Here is a 16,485-nt window from a genome sequence, read left to right as displayed (position 1 = left end):
GCTCGACCGCGCGGAGCTGGTCCCGGCGCTGGCCAACGGGGTGCGCCGGGCGGGGCGCGACCCGCTCGACGTGCTCGTCCAGGTCAGCATCGACGGCGACCCGGACCGGGGCGGGGCGCTCGCCGGCGACGTCGTCGCACTGGCCGCAAGCGCAGCCGACACCGGACTGCTCCGGCCCGCCGGCGTGATGGCCGTCGCGCCGATGGACGCCGACCCGGACGCCGCGTTCGCCACGCTGCAGGAGGTGGCGCAGGCACTGCGGTCCGCGTACCCGGAGGCTACGGCGATCTCGGCCGGGATGAGCGCCGACCTGGAGGCAGCGGTCCGGAACGGCGCGACACACCTTCGGATCGGTACGGCGTTGCTCGGCGGTCGGCCGCCCCTTCGGCGGTAATGTCGGCGCGCGGGCAGGTCGGTATTGCCCGGTCCGCGGTGAGTTCCGGCGAAGGAGGAGGGGCCTGGTGGCTGGCGCCATGCGCAAGATGGGGGTCTACCTCGGCCTCGTCGAGGACGAGGACCGGCGCGACCCGGCCGACTACGAGGACTACGACGAGTATGCCGAAGCCGAAGTCGTCCCGGTACGCCGGGTCGCCGCCGGCCGCGGCTGGGAGGACGCCGAGCCGCGCAGCGTCGTGCCCGCGCAGCACGACGGCTACCGCGAGCCCGCTCCCTACCGGGATCTGGTCGAGGAGCCGTCCGGCCACCGCATCACCACGCTGCACCCGCGGACGTACAACGAGGCCCGGACGATCGGGGAGCATTTCCGCGAGGGCGTACCGGTCATCATGAACCTCACCGATCTGGATGACACGGACGCCAAGCGTCTGGTTGACTTCGCCGCCGGATTGATCTTCGGCCTCCGCGGTAGCATCGAGCGGGTGACGAACAAGGTGTTCCTGCTCTCTCCGCAGAACGTCCACGTCACCGCGGAAGACAAGGCCCGCATCGCCGAGGGCGGGTTCTTCAACCAGAGCTGACACAGGAGATCGGTGGCTGCAGTCCTTGAGGTGGCGTCGTTCGTCCTCCTCGTCTTCTTCATCCTGCTCATCGCCAGGTTGGTGTTCGATTACGTCATGATGTTCGCCCGGTCATGGCGGCCATCCGGCGTAGCGGCGGTTGGGCTGGAGGTTGTCTACTCGGTCACCGATCCGCCACTCAAGGCCCTTCGACGCGTCATCCCGCCGCTGCGTCTGGGAAACTTCAGCATCGACCTGGGCTTCATGGTGTTGCTGTTCGTGGTGTACGTGCTGATGCAGGTCGTGCAATCAGCCGCAGCCTGAGCAGGTAGCGTCTGGCCGAGGCCGTAGTCTGACCTGTGTCCCGTCGACCCGAGGTGATCCGATGCCCCTGACCCCAGCGGACGTGCACAACGTCGCGTTCAAGAAACCGCCAATAGGGAAGCGCGGTTACGACGAAGACGAGGTGGACGCGTTCCTCGATCTCATCGAGGCCGAGCTGGCCCGGCTCATCGAGGAGAACAACGACCTCAAGCAGCAGGTCGACGACATGGCCCGCTCCGGCCCCATCCAGCAGGGTGGACCGCAGCAGCTGCGTCAGCAGCCGCCGCCGGCTCCCGAGCCCATGGCGATGACCCCGCCCCCGCCGCAGCAGGCGCCGCGCATCGACGAGAACAGCCAGGTCGTCAAGGTGCTGGCGATGGCGCAGGAGACGGCCGAGAAGTACGTCTCCGACGCCAAGTCCGAGGCGGACCGGATGATGGGTGACGCCCGCTCCACCGCCGACCGCATGATCGGCGAGGCCCGCAGCAAGGCCGACACGATGGTGGGCGAGGCCCGCACGCAGGCCGCGTCGGTCGAGCGTGAGGCCCGGGGCAAGGCGACGTCGCTGGTGCAGGACGCCGAGCGCAAGCACAACGAGATCATCGGCGGGCTGGAGCAGCGCAAGGGCACGCTCGAGAAGAGCATCGAGCAGCTGCGCACGTTCGAGCGCGAGTACCGCACGCGGCTCAAGTCCTACCTCGAGTCGCAGCTGCGTGACCTCGACGGTCGTGGTTCGGCCGAGCCGGCCGCGGTCGCATCGGGCGCGGGCGCGGGCTACGCCGGTGCCTACAGTGGGCGGGGCGAGAGCGACGGCCGCGGCGAAAACTGACGCCCGGCCTGACGCGTTCGTCCGGTCCGAGCCGAGCCCCGGGACCCGCCCCGGGGATCGCCCGTGATCCTGCTCAGCCTCGTGCTCGTCGTCGCCTCCGCGACGACGCTCGGGTTCGGGGTGTTCGACACCAGTGACGAGCTCGTGTGGGTGTCGCTGGTGACCGGTCTCGGCGCGGTCGCGCTGGTGGCCGGTTCGGTCGTACGCCGCCGTCGGCAGCTCGTGCCGGGGACGGTTCACGACGCCGGTCCAGCACAGGGCCGCAGCGTCGCGGTCGGTTCAGCGTCGGCCGGGCCCGCCCCGGCACCTTCCCCGACGCCGTCCCGACCTCCCGAGCCCGCCTCGGGTCCCGTGTCTCCGCCGGGACCGTGGGCCGGGCCGGCCGCTCCGGCGCAGACGTGGCCGTGGGCGACCACCCCGCCGGGGGCGCCCGATCCCGGATCCCGCCCCGGGTGGACGGGCCCGGTGCCCGCCGTGTCGCCTCCCGCCGGCTCCGCGCCGGCGGAGTCGCCCGCGGACTCGCCCGCCGGACCGTCGGCCACCGACTCCGGACAGCCATCCGCCGGCTCCGCGCCGGCCGGACCGCCCGCACCGCCGTCCGCCGGCTCCACGCCGGCCGGACCGTTGCTCGCCGAGCCCACCCCGGATGCTGCGTCCGAGCCCGTCCTGCAGGACGTGGACGACGGGGAGCCGGGGATCGAGCGGGTCGCCGTACGGGACGCGCTGCGGGTCGCGCAGCTGCCCGACGAGGTCGTCGTGGTCGACGGCCACCCGCGCTACCACCTGGCCGACTGCCCGACCCTGGACGGCGCCCGGACGACCGCGCTGGCCGTCTCGGTGGCCCGCCGCGGCGGGTTCACCCCGTGCGCGGTCTGCGGCCCGGACGCCAGGCTGCTGGCCCGGTTCCGGGCCCGCGCCGCCGAACGGGCCAGCGACGACCGCGACCAACTTTGACTTTCCGTAGCCCCGGACCGCACCGGCCGGCATAGGGCGCAACTGCCACTACGCCGACCGGTGCAACTCCTCACGCCTTCGACAGCGCGAACTCCAGCCCCAGCTCGTCGTCGCGCCGGCCGCCGGTGACCGCGCCCTCGGCGAAGGAGACCGCGAGCACCTCGCCGGCCACCGACGCGGAGTGCTCCCGGACCGCCGCGGCGACCTCGGGGTCGGTCGCCGACCAGGTCAGCGCGATCCGGTCGGTCACCTCCAGCCCGCTGGCCTTGCGCGCGTCCTGGACCAGCCGGACCACCTCGCGGGCGACCCCGGCCCGGCGCAGCTCCGGCGTCACGGTGAGGTCGAGCGCGACGGTCTCGCTGCCGTCGGCCGCCACCGCCCAGCCGGTCCGGGGCGTCTCGGTGACGATCAGGTCGTCGGCCTCCAGCGCCACCGGGGCGCCGTCGACGGTGACCGAGGCCGGCCCGCCGGCCCGGATCGCGGCCGCCAGCTCCGCCGGGTCCGCCGCCGCGACCGCGGCCGCGACCGCCTTGGTCCCGCCACCGAACCGCTTGCCGAGCGAGCGGAAGTTCGGCTTCACGCTCACGTCGACCAGCTCGCCGCCGGCGCCGCCGAGCGACTCGACCGAGAGCACGTTGAGCTCGTCGGCGACCTGCGCCCGCAGCTCCGCCGGCAGTGCGGCCCAGCCCGCGGCGCCGACCAGCGCGCGGCCCAGCGGCTGCCGGGTCCGCACCTTCGAGGTGGTCCGGGCCGACCGGCCGAGCTCGACCAGCCGCCGCACCAGCGCGACCTGGTCGGCCAGAACCGGGTCGTACAGGCCGCCGTCGGCGCCGATCCGGGGCCAGTCCCGCAGGTGCACGGAGTCGGGCAGGTCCGGCCAGACAGAGGTCACCAGCGCGCCGTGCACGACCTCGGTGACGAACGGCGTGAACGGCGCCAGCAGCCGGGTCAGCACCTCCAGGCACTCGTGCAGGGTCGCCAGCGCGGCCGGGTCGCCCTCCCAGAACCGCCGCCGGGACCGCCGGACGTACCAGTTGGAGAGGTCGTCGACGAACGCCGCCAGCCGCTTGCCCGCCCGCGCCGTGTCGAAGTCCTCCATCGCCGCGTCCACCTCGGCCACGGTCCGGTGCAGCTCGGACAGCGCCCAGCGGTCCAGCAGCGGGCGGCCGGCGACCTCGGCGACCGGCGCACCAGGGACCCAGTCGCCGGCGTACAGGGTGAGGAAGGAGGCGGTGTTCCAGTACGTCAGCAGGACCTTGCGGACGATCTCCTCCAGCGCCGAGTGCCCGACCCGGCGGGCCGACCACGGCGAGCCGCTGCAGAGCATGAACCAGCGCAGCGCGTCCGCCCCGTGCCGGTCCATCAGCGGCACCGGCTCCAGGATGTTGCCCAGGTGCTTGCTCATCTTGCGGCCGTCGTCGGCGAGGATGTGCCCGAGGCAGAGCACGGTCTCGTACGAGGACCGTCCGAACACGATGGTGCCGACCGCCATCAGCGAGTAGAACCAGCCCCGGGTCTGGTCGATCGCCTCGCAGATGTACTGGGCCGGGTAGGTCGCCTCGAACTCGGCGTTGTTGCGGTGCGGCGCGCCCCACTGCGCGAACGGCATCGAGCCCGAGTCGTACCAGGCGTCGATGACCTGCGGCACCCGGCGGGACTCCTGCCCGCAGGTGGGGCAGGGCAGCGTCACGTCGTCCACGTACGGCCGGTGCGGGTCCACTGTGGACACATCCCGGCCGGCCAGGGAACCCAGCTCGGCCAGGGATCCCACGCAGGTGTCGTGCTTGTCCGGACAGCGCCAGACCGGCAGTGGGGTGCCCCAGTAGCGGTCCCGGGACAGCGCCCAGTCGACGTTGTTGTCCAGCCAGTCGCCGTACCGGCCGTGCTTCACGTTCTCCGGGTGCCAGTCGGTCTTCTCGTTCTCGGCCAGCAGCTGGTCCTTGACCGCGGTCGTCCGGACGTACCAGGACGGGAGCGCGTAGTAGAGCAGCGCGGTGTGGCAGCGCCAGCAGTGCGGGTACGCGTGCTCGTACGGCAGCTCGCGGAACATCAGCCCGCGCTCGTGCAGGTCGGCGACCAGCGGCGCGTCGGCGTCCTTGAAGAACAGCCCGCCCACCAGGGGGATGCCGGCCTGGAAGTGCCCGTCCGGCTCGACCGGGTTGACCACCGGCAGCCCGTACGCGCGGGTGGCGGCGAGGTCCTCCGCGCCGAACGCGGGGGACTGGTGCACCAGCCCGGTGCCGTCCTCGGTGGTCACGTAGTCGGCCAGGATCACGTAGTGCGCGCCGGGGATCTCGACCAGGTCGAACGGCCGCCGGTACGCCGAGTGCTCCAGCTCCCGGCCCGGGATGCGGTCCAGCACCTCGACCCGGTCCTCGCCCAGCACCGCGGTCAGCAGCGGCTCGGCGACCACGAACGTCCCTTGTGGACTGCGCGCGACCACGTACTCGACGGAAGGGTTGACCGCGACGGCGGTGTTGGACACCAGGGTCCACGGGGTCGTCGTCCAGACCAGGAGGTCCGCGTCGTACTTCGCCGCCGGGCCGGAGGTCACCGGGAACCGCACGTACACCGAGGGGTCGACGACGGTCTCGTAGCCCTGCGCGACCTCGTGGTCGGACAGCCCCGTGCCGCAGCGCGGGCAGTACGGCGTGACCCGGTGGTCCTCGACCAGCAGGCCCTTGTCCCAGACCTGCTTGAGCGACCACCAGACCGACTCGACGTAGGTCGCGTCCATCGTCCAGTACGCGTTCTCGGTGTCGACCCAGTAGCCCATCCGGTCGGTCATCACCTCGAACTCGTTCACGTGCCGCAGCACCGACTCGCGGCAGCGGGCGTTGAACTCGGCGATCCCGTACCGCTCGATGTCGGGCTTGCCGCTGAAACCGAGCTCCTTCTCCACCGCGATCTCGACCGGCAGGCCGTGGCAGTCCCAGCCGGCCTGGCGCGGGACGCGGTAGCCCTTCATGGTCTTGAACCGCGGGAAGACGTCCTTGAACACGCGGGCCTCGACGTGGTGCACGCCGGGCTTGCCGTTCGCGGTCGGCGGGCCCTCGTAGAACATCCACGTCGGGTGGCCGGCGCTCTGCTGCAGGCTGCGCTCGAAGACCTTCTGGTCCCGCCACTTCTCCAGCACCTCGTGCTCGAGCTTCGGCAGGTCCACGTGGGCCGGCAGCGGCGTGAGGGGCACTGTCTTCCTTCCTCCATCGAGGTGTCGATGGAGGGACGAGCCTCGCGGCCCGCGGTACCACCCTCCTTGGGTGTCCATTTCGGACACCCCGCTCTGGCCGTGCCGTTCGCCGGGTCTACTCCGCGCCGGAGCGCGTTTCTTCCGGGGCTCCGGGGTGATCTTCGCGCCGGCCAGGCCCCCGGGCTCCCACCGCCCCCGGGTCGCTGCTGGCTGCGTCCGGCACTACTCGTCCCCATCAACGCCTTGTCGCAGACCAGCGTAGCCGCCCGCGCCAGCGCAATCGAACCGCATTACCTGGGATCATGGACAGGTGAGGGCACTGGCGGCAGCGGGCGCGGAGGTCGGCGGGGTTCCGCTGGAGATCGTCGCGCTCGCCGGCGCCGCCATCGTGCTGGTCGGCGTCGTCGCGGTCCGGGTGTCCAGCCGGCTCGGGCTGCCCAGCCTGCTGCTCTACCTCGGCATCGGGGTCGCGGTCGGCGAGGCCGGTCTCGGGTTGCGCTTCGACGACGCCGCGCTGGCCCAGACCCTCGGCCTGGCCGCGCTGGTGGTGATCCTCACCGAGGGTGGCCTGACCACCCGGTGGAGCGCGGTCCGCCCGGCCGTGCCGCTGGCGGTGGTGCTGTCCACGCTCGGCGTCGCGGTCAGCATCGCGGTCACCGCGACCGCGTCGGTGCTGCTGCTGGACACCGGCTGGCGCTCCGGGCTGCTGCTCGGCGCGATCGTGTCCTCCACCGACGCGGCCGCGGTCTTCTCCACCCTGCGGGCGCTGGGGCTGCCGGCCCGGCTGACCGCGACCCTGGAGATGGAATCCGGGATCAACGACGCGCCGGTGGTCATCCTGGTCACGCTGCTGTCCAGCGACGCGGTCGGGTCCCCGCTGGAGATCGTCGGGCTGGTCGCGTACGAGCTGGTGGCCGGCAGCGTGATCGGGATCGCGGTCGCGGCGGGGGCGGCCTGGCTGCTGCGCCGCGGCGCCCTGCCCGCCGCCGGGCTCTACCCGCTGTCCGTGCTCGCCGTCGCCGTCGGGTCGTACGCGGTGGCGACCGTGGCCCACGCGTCCGGCTTCCTGGCCGCGTACCTGACCGGGCTGGTGCTGGGCAACGTCCGGCTGCCGCACCGGCACGCCACCCTCGGCTTCGTCGAGGGGCTGGCCTGGCTGGCCCAGATCGGGCTGTTCGTGCTGCTCGGCCTGCTGGTCAGCCCGGCCCGGCTCGGGCACGCGCTGCTGCCCGCGCTCGGCATCGGGGTGGCGCTGCTGCTGGTGGCCCGGCCGCTGTCGGTGCTGGCCTCCGCGGTCTGGTTCCGGGTCCGGTGGGCCGAGCAGGTGTTCGTGTCCTGGGCCGGGCTGCGCGGCGCGGTGCCGATCGTGCTGGCCACGATCCCGCTCACCGCCGGGGTGCCGGACGCGCGCTCGTTCTTCGACATCGTGTTCGTGCTGGTGCTGGTGTTCACGCTGGTCCAGGGCACCACGCTGGCCCGGCTGGCCAAGCTGCTCAAGCTGACCTCGGGCTCGGAGCCGATCGACCTGGAGGTCGACGCGGCCCCGCTGGAGGACCTGCACGCCGACCTGCTGCAGATCCGGATCCCGCCGACCTCGAAGATGCACGGCGTGCTGGTCCGGGAGCTGCGGCTGCCGATCGGCGCCTCGCTGTCGCTGCTGGTGCGCGGCGACGAGGCGATGGTGCCGGGACCGGACACCCGGCTGCGCCGGGGCGACCAGTTGCTCGTGGTGACCACCTCGCCGGCCCGGGTCGCGACCGAGCGGCGGCTGCGCGCGGTCGGCCGGGCCGGCCGGCTGGCGGGCTGGCTGGGGGAGAGCGGCGGCCCACCGGCTGGTCACAGATAGTGAGTGTGGCGTTGCGTGCCGTCGTTTCCGGTCAAATCCGGCCGTAAAGGCCCTTCTGAAGCCGAAGTCGTCACTCTCCGTCGATAGCTGTTGTCGGGGAGTCCTACCGAACGTATCCTTTGGCGCGCCTCGCGATCTCCAAGATCGCGAGTGCTTTGTACGAGAAGGGGGAGCGCTCCATGACCGAGGCCCACGGTCGCTAGACCGCAGGGCTGACTGGCACGAGGCATGAAGGCGGTGCGGACGACCGTGGCGAAGAACGCGACGACTGCGAAGGTGGCCGAGGCCACCCGCAGCCCGATTTCCGAGACGAGCACGACGGCGACCCCGAAGTCGGGGACCCAGCCGGACACGACACCGGCACGCCGTGCCCGGGGAACGGGGGCGGGCGCCAAGGCCGCCACGGGACGTTCCACCCGGACCACCGGCAGGTCGACCACGACCAGCGCCCGCGGTCGCGCGCCGGCGCACACCGCGGTCGCCGACCGCACCGTGGTGCCCGCGGGCACCGACTGGACGGTCGAGGAGCTGGCCGAGATCCGCGGTGACCTGGTCCGCGAGATCGCGACCCGCAAGGCCGACTACGACCGGGCGATGGCCGAGCTCACCTCGCTCCAGCAGACCTCCGGTGACGGCGCGGGTGACGACCAGGCCGACGCCGGCTCGAAGACCTTCGAGCGCGAGCAGGAGCTGTCGATCGCCAACAACCGCCAGAACCTGCTGGTGCAGATGGAGCGGGCGATGGAGCGGCTGGACCAGGGGACGTACGGGCGGTGCGAGAGCTGCGTCCAGCCGATCCCGAAGCCCCGGCTGCAGGCCTTCCCCAGCGCGACGCTGTGCGTGAAGTGCAAGCAGCGGGAGGAGCGCCGCTGACGACCGGGTCCGGGCCTGGGACGATGGGGACGTGAGCGCCTCCCACCGTCCCCGGCCCGGTTCGGCCGGCCCGCCCTCCGCTCCCGAGCGGCCCCGGCGGACCGCCGTGCTCGCGGTCGCCGCGGGCACGGTGCTGGCCCTCGACGTCGTGTCGAAGGTGCTGGTCGTCGCGAAGCTGATGAACCGGCCGCCGGTCAAGCTGCCGACCGGCTACCTCTGGCTGACCGAGGCGCGCAACCCGGGCGCCGCGTTCTCCTTCGCCGAGGGCGCGACCGTCCTGTTCACCGCGGTGGCCGCGATCGTGATCGTGGTGATCGTGCGGACCGCGGCCAAGCTGCGCTCGACCGCCTGGGCGATCAGCCTCGGGCTGGTCCTCGGCGGCGCGGCCGGCAACCTGGTCGACCGGCTGTTCCGGTCGCCGGCGCCGCTGCGCGGGCAGGTCGTGGACTGGATCAGCCTGCGGACGCCGGAGGGGAAGATGCTCTTCCCGATCTTCAACCTGGCCGACTCCGGCATCGTCTGCGGCGGAATCCTGGCCGTCCTGCTGGCCGTCCTCGGCCACGAGATGGACGGCACCCGCGGCGAGAAGGACACTCCCGAACCCACCCCGCCGGCCCCGGGTCCCGCCGGTCCCGGCCCCCGGCCCGCGACCGCCGGTCCCGGTTCCGGCCCGCAGCCGCCGCCCGGTGGCCCCGGCGCGGCCGGGCCGGCCCCGGCCGGTCCGACGCCCTATCCCGGCCCGGCCGGTCCGACCTCCCAGGCCGGACCCGGGCCGATCTCGCCTTCCCGCCCCGGGCCGACCGCCGGGTACGTCCCGTCCGCCGGCGGCGTGGCCGGACCGGCGCACCGCCCGCCCCCCGCAGCCAGGCCGCCCGGCCCGGACTGGACGGACGGATCGGGACGGCCCGGCACTGAGCCGGCCGGCGGACCGGCGCGGGCCACCGCCCCGCGGCCGGGCGGCCCCGCGCCGGACCGGCGGCCGGCCGGGCGCCCCGGCGGCGCCGCGGCCGGGACCGACCCGGCGACCGGCTGGCGGCCGGCCGGAGAAGGGCCCCTCGGTGGCTGAGCGACGTACTGTTCCGGTGCCGGAAGGGTTGGACGGGTTGCGGCTGGACACCGCGCTGGCCCGGATGTTCGGGTTCTCGCGGACGACCGCGGCGTCGCTGGTCGACGCCGGCGGCGTGACCGTCGACGGCGCCCCGCGCGGCCGGTCCGACCACGTCGTGGCCGGGTCCTGGCTCGAGGTCGAGATGCCGACCCCGCCGGCGCCGCCGTCGGCCGCGCCCGTGTCGGTCCCCGGGCTCACCGTCGTCTACGAGGACGACGACATCGTCGTGGTCGACAAGCCCGTCGGCGTGGCCGCGCACCCGAGCCCGGGCTGGGACGGCCCGACCGTGGTGCAGGGCGTGGCCGCGATGGGCCACCTGCTCTCGACCTCGGGCCCGGCCGAGCGGCAGGGCGTGGTGCACCGCCTCGACGTGGGTACCACCGGGCTGATGGTGCTGGCCAAGAGCGAGCGCGCGTACACGGCGCTCAAGGACGCGTTCAAGCAGCGGACCGTGGACAAGCGGTACGCGGCGCTGGTCCAGGGCCACCCCGACCCGACCCGCGGCACCATCGACGCGCCGATCGACCGGCACCCCGGCAGCGACTGGAAGTTCGCCGTGGTCGCCGACGGCCGGCCGAGCGTCACCCACTACGACACGATCGAGGCGTTCCGGGCGGCGACCCTGCTCGACATCAAGCTGGAGACCGGGCGGACGCACCAGATCCGGGTGCACCTGGCCGCCGTACGGCACCCGCTGGTCGGCGACCTCACCTACGGCGCCGACCCGACCCTGGCCAAGCGGCTGCAGCTGACCCGGCAGTGGCTGCACGCGGCCCGGCTCGGCTTCACCCACCCGGGCACGGGGGAGTGGGTCGAGTTCTCCAGCCCGTACCCGGACGACCTGGCGCGGGCGCTCGCGCTCGTCTCCGAGTAGCCCGGGCAGCCGTGGGGCCACGGGGGTGCCATGAGGGCGGTCGCTGAGGGCGCCACCCTGGCCGGGGGTGTCCGGGTGCTGGCGGTGCTGCTGGCCGCGTACCTGGTGCTGGGTCAGCCGGCGGTGGGCTGGTGGAGCGCCCGCCGGCAGCACCGGGCCGGCGACCGGGACGCGCGCCGGCGCCGCTACCGCCGGACGATGATCCTGGAGTGGTCGCTGACCGCGGCCGCGGTGCTGCTGGCGCTGGCCGGGCCCGGGCTCGACCTCGGTGACCTCGGGCTGCGGTGGCCGCGCGGGTCGGCGTACACGCTGGTGGGGGCGGTCGGATTCGTCGTCAGCCTGGGGCTGCTGATGCTGCTGCGGCGGCGGGTCGACCAGGGCGCGGGCGTGGTCGCGCCGGCCGAGGTGACCGCGTTGCTGCCGCGCACGGCCAAGGAGCGCCGGTCCTTCGCCCAGCTCGCGCTCACCGCCGGGATCTGCGAGGAGCTGCTCTACCGGGGCTTCCTGCTCGCGGTCGTGGCCGCGTTCGCGCCCGAGCTCGGTCCGTGGCGGCTGGTGCTGGTCAGCGCGCTGGCGTTCGCGGTCGCGCACACGTACCAGGGGGTGACCGGGATGCTGACCGCCGGCGTGCTCGGGGCCGGCTTCGCGATCCTGTTCCTGGGCTCGGGCAGCCTGTTGCTGCCGGTGCTCTACCACGTGCTGATCGACCTGCGGCTGCTGCTGCTCGCGGTCCGCACGCCCCGGCACCGGGCCGCCGGCCGCGCCGAGGGCCGGGCCGCGGGCCGCGCCGAGGGCCGGACCGCCGGCCGGGCTCCGGGGCCGACGCCGGGGGTGGCGCCGACGTTCAGCCCGCGACGGCCGCCCGGTGCTCGCGCGGACTCACCCCGCGGACCCGCTTGAACGCGGTGCTCAGCGCGAACGGGCTGGAGTAGCCGACCTGCCGGGCCACCGCCCCGAGCGTCGCGTCCGGGTCCCGCAGCAGGTCGGCGGCCAGCGTCAGCCGCCAGCCGGCCAGGAACGACATCGGCGGCTCGCCGACCAGCTCGGTGAACCGGCGGGCCAGCGCGGCCCGGGACACGCCGGTCGCGGCGGCCAGCGCGGCCACCGTCCAGGGCCGGGCCGGCTCGTGGTGCAGCAGCCGCAGCGCCGGGCCGACCACCGGGTCGGCGTTGGCCCGGTACCAGCCCGGGGCCTGCGCGTCCGGCCGGGCGAACCAGGCCCGCAGCACCGCGATGAGCAGCAGGTCCAGCAGCCGGTCCAGGACCGCCTCCTGACCCGGCTCGTCCTTGCCGATCTCGGTGGCCAGCAGCGGCAGCAGCGGCGAGTCGAGGCCGGCCGCGGGCAGCACCAGCAGCCGGGGCAGTGCCCGCAGCAGCCGGCGGCCGACCTCGCCGTCCCCCTCGTACGTCCCGACCAGCAGCGTGGTCGAGCCCGCGGCGTCGTTGCCCCAGGTGCGGGTGCCGAACCACTCGGGGTTCGGCGCGCCGTCCGGGGTCACGCAGATCTGGCCGGGCCGGATCCGGACCTGCGGCGGCGTCGCCGGGTCGTCCGCGACCGTGTACGGCTCCGGCCCGCGGGCGACCGCCGTGTCGCCCGGCCCGAGCCTGACCCAGTCGTGCTCGGCCCGCACCCAGGCCGCGCCGGACAGCACCGCGAACAGCGCCAGCGGCGCCTCGTCCTCGATCCGCATCGACCACGGCGGCGCGAACACGGCCCGCAGCAGGAAGGCGCCCTGCGCCCGGGGACCGTCCAGCAACCCGGCGAGCGCATCCACGCGTAGACGATCGCACATGCGGCTGCGGCTGTGAACGATGGTTCGTCTCGCCCCGGTCCGCTGGAATCAACGCATGACGACGACGATGATGCGGGCACCGGAAGGGACTACGGCGATGGGGTTCTGGGCGAGCGGCGCACTGCTGGCGGCGACGGTCACGGCGGGCCTGATGGCCGGCCTGTTCGCGGCCTTCTCGTACGCGATCATGCCGGGGCTGGCGAAGGCCAGCGACCTCGCGTTCGTCGACGGGATGCAGCGGATCAACGTGGCCATCCTCAACGGCTGGTTCGGGATCTGCTTCGGCGGCGCGCTGCTGTTCTCAGTGCTGGCCGCGGTGCTGCACCTGGGTGCGGACCGGCGCTCGGTGCTGCCCTGGGTGCTGGCCGGGGCCGGGCTCTACCTGCTCGTGCTGGTGGTGACGTTCGCGGTCAACGTGCCGCTCAACGACAAGCTGAACGCGGCCGGGCTGAGCGACCCGCACGCGGCCCGGGAGGCGTTCGAGGCGGTCTGGGTGCGCTGGAACATCGTCCGGACCGTGCTGTGCACCGCCGCCTTCGGCTGCCTGGCCTGGGCGCTGGTCCTGCACGGCAAGCTGGCCGGCTAGTGCGCATCCGCCACGACGGCGTGGATCAGGGCCGCCGCGGCCGACCCGTCGGCGAACGTGAAGGGGACCTCCTCGCCGGCCCGCCAGGACACGCAGCGGCCGGCCAGCTCGGCCCAGGCGGGGAAGCGCCCGGCCACGTACGCGCCGGTCGCGGTCTTGGACAGGATCCGGCCGGTGGCCAGCGTCGCGTGCAGGCGGGCGGCACCCAGCACCAGCCAGACGACGGGTTCGCCGGAGATCGGTGCGTGCGCCGGACGGTCGGCGGCGACCCGCTCGACGTGTGCGGCCTCGCCCGACCAGTAGCCGTGCAGGTTGCCCAGCAGCCACGCGCGCAGCGCGGCCGGCTCCGGTGCCGGGACCAGCGACGCCGGCTCCGGGCCGCGGACGGCGATCCCGTCCTGGCGCAGCTCGAGCCAGGCCACCGGCGTGCAGTAGCCGCAGGAGCCCGTGCCGAACTGCCCGTCCACCACGTGCGCGGCCGGCTCCTGCGCGGACGGCGGCGCGGCCAGGTCGGCCGCGGCCACGTAGCTGCCGTCGTAGTGGGTCTCGCCGCCGCTCGCGTGCAGCGCCGCCAGCGCCTCGAGGTCGGCCAGCTCCGGGACCCGGGACGTGGCGGCCACGAAGTCGACATCGCTGCGACCCGGGTGCCAGTCCCCGCCGGCCGCCGACCCGGTCACCCAGAGGAAGGTCACGAAGCCCGGCAGCGCCGCGTCGACAGAGGTGAGACGGTCGGTGACCAGCGCCCGAACTGCCTGCGGTAGCGGCATTCGGACACCCTAGGGGTCGACACGCCCGGCGGTCCTGCGGGTCTCCCGGCGGACCCTGGTTCTGTCGGTGCGACGGCCTAAACTCACGCCGTGTCCCGGCCCTCCAGCGACTCCTTCGTGCACCTGCACGTGCACACCGAATACTCCATGCTGGACGGCGCCGCCCGGTTGAAGGACCTGTTCGCCGAGACGTCCCGGATGGGGATGCCGGCGCTGGCGATGACCGACCACGGCAACGTCTTCGGGGCGTACGACTTCGTCAAGCAGGCGAAGGGCGCCGGGGTCAAGCCGATCGTCGGCATGGAGGCCTACGTCACGCCCGGCACGTCCCGGTTCGACCGGACCCGGGTGCGCTGGGCCGACGGCGGCGAGGACGACGTGTCCGGCGGCGGTGCGTACACGCACATGACGCTGCTGGCCAAGGACGAGACCGGCATCCGCAACCTGTTCCGGCTGGCCAGCCTGGCCTCGACCGAGGGCTTCTTCTACAAGCCGCGCATCGACCGCGAGATCCTGTCGCGCTACTCCGAGGGTCTCATCGGCACCACCGGCTGCCCCGGTGGCGAGGTCGCGACCTGGATGCGCATCGGCAACTACGAGAAGGCCCGCGCGTCGGCGGCCGAGTTCCGGGACATCTTCGGCCCGGACAACTTCTACCTCGAGCTGATGGACCACGGCATCCAGATCGAGCGCCGGCTGCGCGACGACCAGCTCAAGCTGGCCGCCGACCTCGGGCTCAAGCCGCTGGCCACGCACGACCTGCACTACACGTTCGAGACCGACGCCGAGGCCCACGGCGTGCTGCTGTGCGTGCAGTCCGGCAAGACCATGGCCGACCCGAAGCGGTTCAAGTTCGACGGCTCGGACTACTTCCTCAAGTCCCCGGAGGGGATGCGCCAGGTCTGGAAGGACCTGCCCGAGGCCTGCGACAACACGCTGCTGGTGGCCGAGCAGGTCACCGGCTACGGCGAGGTGCTCAGCCACCAGGACCTGATGCCGCGCTTCGAGGTCCCGGAGGGGATGACCGAGGCCAGCTTCCTGACCTCCGAGGTCGAGCGCGGGCTGGCCCGGCGCTTCCCGGCCGGGGTCCCGGAGACCCACCGCAAGCAGGCCGAGTACGAGCTGGGCGTCATCATCCAGATGGGCTTCCCCGGCTACTTCCTCGTCGTCGGCGACCTCTGCCGGCACGCGCGCGAGGCCGGCATCCGGGTCGGCCCGGGCCGCGGCTCGGCCGCCGGCTCCCTGGTGGCGTACGCGATGGGCATCACCGAGCTGGACCCGGTCGAGCACCGGCTGCTGTTCGAGCGCTTCCTCAACCCCGAGCGCGTCTCGATGCCCGACATCGACCTGGACTTCGACGAGCGCCGGCGCGGCGACATGATCCGCTACGCGACCGAGAAGTACGGCGAGGACCGCGTCTCGCAGATCATCACGTACGGCACGATCAAGGCGAAGCAGGCGGTCAAGGACGCCTCCCGGGTGCTGGGCTTCCCGTTCTCCACCGGCGACCGGATCACCAAGGTCATGCCGCCGCCGGTGATGGGCAAGGACGTCCCGCTGCACGGGATCTTCGACCCGGCCCACCCGCGCTACAAGGAAGCGACCGAGTTCCGCGCGCTCTACGAGTCCGACGGCGAGGTCAAGAAGGTCGTCGACACCGCCCGCGGGCTGGAGGGCCTCAAGCGCCAGTGGGGCGTGCACGCGGCCGGCGTGATCCTGTCCAAGGACCCGCTGCTGGACGTCATCCCGATCCAGCGCCGGGAGCTGGACGGCGCGATCATCACGCAGTTCGACATGGGCGCGTGCGAGTCGCTCGGGCTGCTGAAGATGGACTTCCTCGGCCTGCGCAACCTGACCGTGCTGGACGACTGCCTGCTCAACATCAAGTCCAACCGCGGCGAGGACGTGGTCCTGGAGACGCTGCCGCTGGACGACAAGGCGGCGTACGAGCTGCTGGCCCGGGGCGACACGCTCGGGGTGTTCCAGCTCGACGGCGGGCCGATGCGGTCGCTGCTGCGCTCGATGCGCCCGACGGCGTTCGAGGACATCTCCGCCGTGCTCGCGCTCTACCGCCCGGGCCCCATGGGCGCCAACGCCCACAACGAGTACGCGGACCGCAAGAACAACCGCAAGCCCGTGGTGCCGATCCACCCCGAGCTGGCCGAGTCGCTGGAGGACATCCTCGGCGAGACCTACGGGCTGATCGTCTACCAGGAGCAGGTCATGGCGATCGCGCAGAAGGTCGCCGGCTACTCGCTCGGCGCCGCCGACCTGCTGCGGCGCGCGATGGGCAAGAAGAAGAAGGAGATCCTCGACAAGGAATACGTCCCGTTCTCCGCCGGCATGAAGGAGAACGGTTACTCCGACGGCGCGATCAAGACGCTGT

General features: G+C 73.4%; 14 protein-coding genes and 1 pseudogene. 12 read left to right on the top strand and 3 right to left on the bottom strand.

Annotation, left to right across the window (positions count from 1 at the left end; genetic code table 11):
* The 5 genes and pseudogenes from VGP36_06180 to VGP36_06160 all read left to right on the top strand — a co-directional run.
* Positions 1-394 (top strand): alanine racemase (locus tag VGP36_06180; protein HEV7654310.1); only part of this gene is annotated, 394 nt, incomplete at its 5' end.
* Positions 395-701: 307 nt separating this feature from the next.
* Positions 702-977, top strand: a pseudogene (sepF, locus tag VGP36_06175) (cell division protein SepF).
* 30 nt (positions 978-1,007) lie between these two features.
* Positions 1,008-1,280, top strand: a complete 273-nt coding sequence (locus tag VGP36_06170) for a YggT family protein (protein HEV7654309.1) — start codon at positions 1,008-1,010, stop codon at positions 1,278-1,280.
* Positions 1,281-1,341: 61 nt separating this feature from the next.
* Positions 1,342-2,109: a DivIVA domain-containing protein gene (locus VGP36_06165; GenBank protein ID HEV7654308.1), complete on the top strand. Its 768-nt coding sequence runs from the start codon at positions 1,342-1,344 to the stop codon at positions 2,107-2,109.
* A gap of 675 nt (positions 2,110-2,784) precedes the next feature.
* Positions 2,785-3,063: a hypothetical protein gene (locus VGP36_06160; GenBank protein HEV7654307.1), complete on the top strand. Its 279-nt coding sequence runs from the start codon at positions 2,785-2,787 to the stop codon at positions 3,061-3,063.
* A 70-nt stretch (positions 3,064-3,133) separates the two neighbouring features.
* Here the strand turns inward: VGP36_06160 and ileS are convergent, their stop codons facing one another.
* On the bottom strand, positions 3,134-6,253 hold the full coding sequence (gene ileS, locus VGP36_06155) for an isoleucine--tRNA ligase (GenBank protein ID HEV7654306.1): 3,120 nt from the start codon (positions 6,251-6,253) through the stop codon (positions 3,134-3,136).
* A 355-nt stretch (positions 6,254-6,608) separates the two neighbouring features.
* Between ileS and VGP36_06150 the strand changes: the two genes are divergently transcribed.
* The 5 genes from VGP36_06150 (at position 6,609) to VGP36_06130 (ending at position 11,854) form a co-directional block, all read left to right on the top strand.
* Positions 6,609-8,099, top strand: a complete 1,491-nt coding sequence (locus VGP36_06150) for a potassium/proton antiporter (GenBank protein ID HEV7654305.1) — start codon at positions 6,609-6,611, stop codon at positions 8,097-8,099.
* A gap of 228 nt (positions 8,100-8,327) precedes the next feature.
* A complete protein-coding gene (locus VGP36_06145; protein HEV7654304.1) occupies positions 8,328-8,972 on the top strand; it encodes a TraR/DksA C4-type zinc finger protein in 645 nt (214 codons plus the stop codon).
* Positions 8,973-9,003: 31 nt separating this feature from the next.
* Complete coding sequence (lspA, locus tag VGP36_06140) at positions 9,004-10,038, top strand: signal peptidase II (protein HEV7654303.1); 1,035 nt, start codon at positions 9,004-9,006, stop codon at positions 10,036-10,038.
* Positions 10,031-10,954 (top strand): RluA family pseudouridine synthase, encoded by a 924-nt coding sequence (locus VGP36_06135; protein ID HEV7654302.1) that lies wholly within the window; start codon positions 10,031-10,033, stop codon positions 10,952-10,954. The genes lspA and VGP36_06135 overlap by 8 nt, the downstream gene beginning before the upstream one ends.
* Before the next feature lie 30 nt (positions 10,955-10,984).
* Entirely contained in the window at positions 10,985-11,854 is an 870-nt protein-coding gene (locus VGP36_06130; GenBank protein ID HEV7654301.1) for a type II CAAX endopeptidase family protein, read from the top strand.
* On the opposite strand, the gene VGP36_06125 is transcribed toward VGP36_06130, so the two are convergent.
* Positions 11,799-12,728 carry an AraC family transcriptional regulator gene (locus tag VGP36_06125; GenBank protein HEV7654300.1) on the bottom strand — a complete coding sequence of 310 codons (930 nt, stop codon included), beginning with the start codon at positions 12,726-12,728 and terminating at the stop codon, positions 11,799-11,801. The genes VGP36_06130 and VGP36_06125 overlap by 56 nt on opposite strands.
* Positions 12,729-12,801: 73 nt before the next feature.
* Between VGP36_06125 and VGP36_06120 the strand changes: the two genes are divergently transcribed.
* A complete protein-coding gene (locus VGP36_06120; GenBank protein HEV7654299.1) occupies positions 12,802-13,332 on the top strand; it encodes an anthrone oxygenase family protein in 531 nt (176 codons plus the stop codon).
* On the opposite strand, the gene VGP36_06115 is transcribed toward VGP36_06120, so the two are convergent.
* The gene (locus VGP36_06115; protein HEV7654298.1) at positions 13,329-14,099 is read right to left on the bottom strand and encodes a hypothetical protein; all 771 of its coding nucleotides are present in this window, start codon (positions 14,097-14,099) and stop codon (positions 13,329-13,331) included. The genes VGP36_06120 and VGP36_06115 overlap by 4 nt on opposite strands.
* Before the next feature lie 147 nt (positions 14,100-14,246).
* On the opposite strand from VGP36_06115, the gene dnaE reads away from it, so the two are divergent.
* Positions 14,247-16,485 (top strand): DNA polymerase III subunit alpha (gene dnaE, locus VGP36_06110; protein ID HEV7654297.1); only part of this gene is annotated, 2,239 nt, incomplete at its 3' end.

It is taken from the genome of Mycobacteriales bacterium, from assembly GCA_035995165.1.
Classification (GTDB): Bacteria; Actinomycetota; Actinomycetes; order Mycobacteriales; family CADCTP01; genus CADCTP01.
This window is presented reverse-complemented; position numbering and strand designations above follow the sequence as displayed.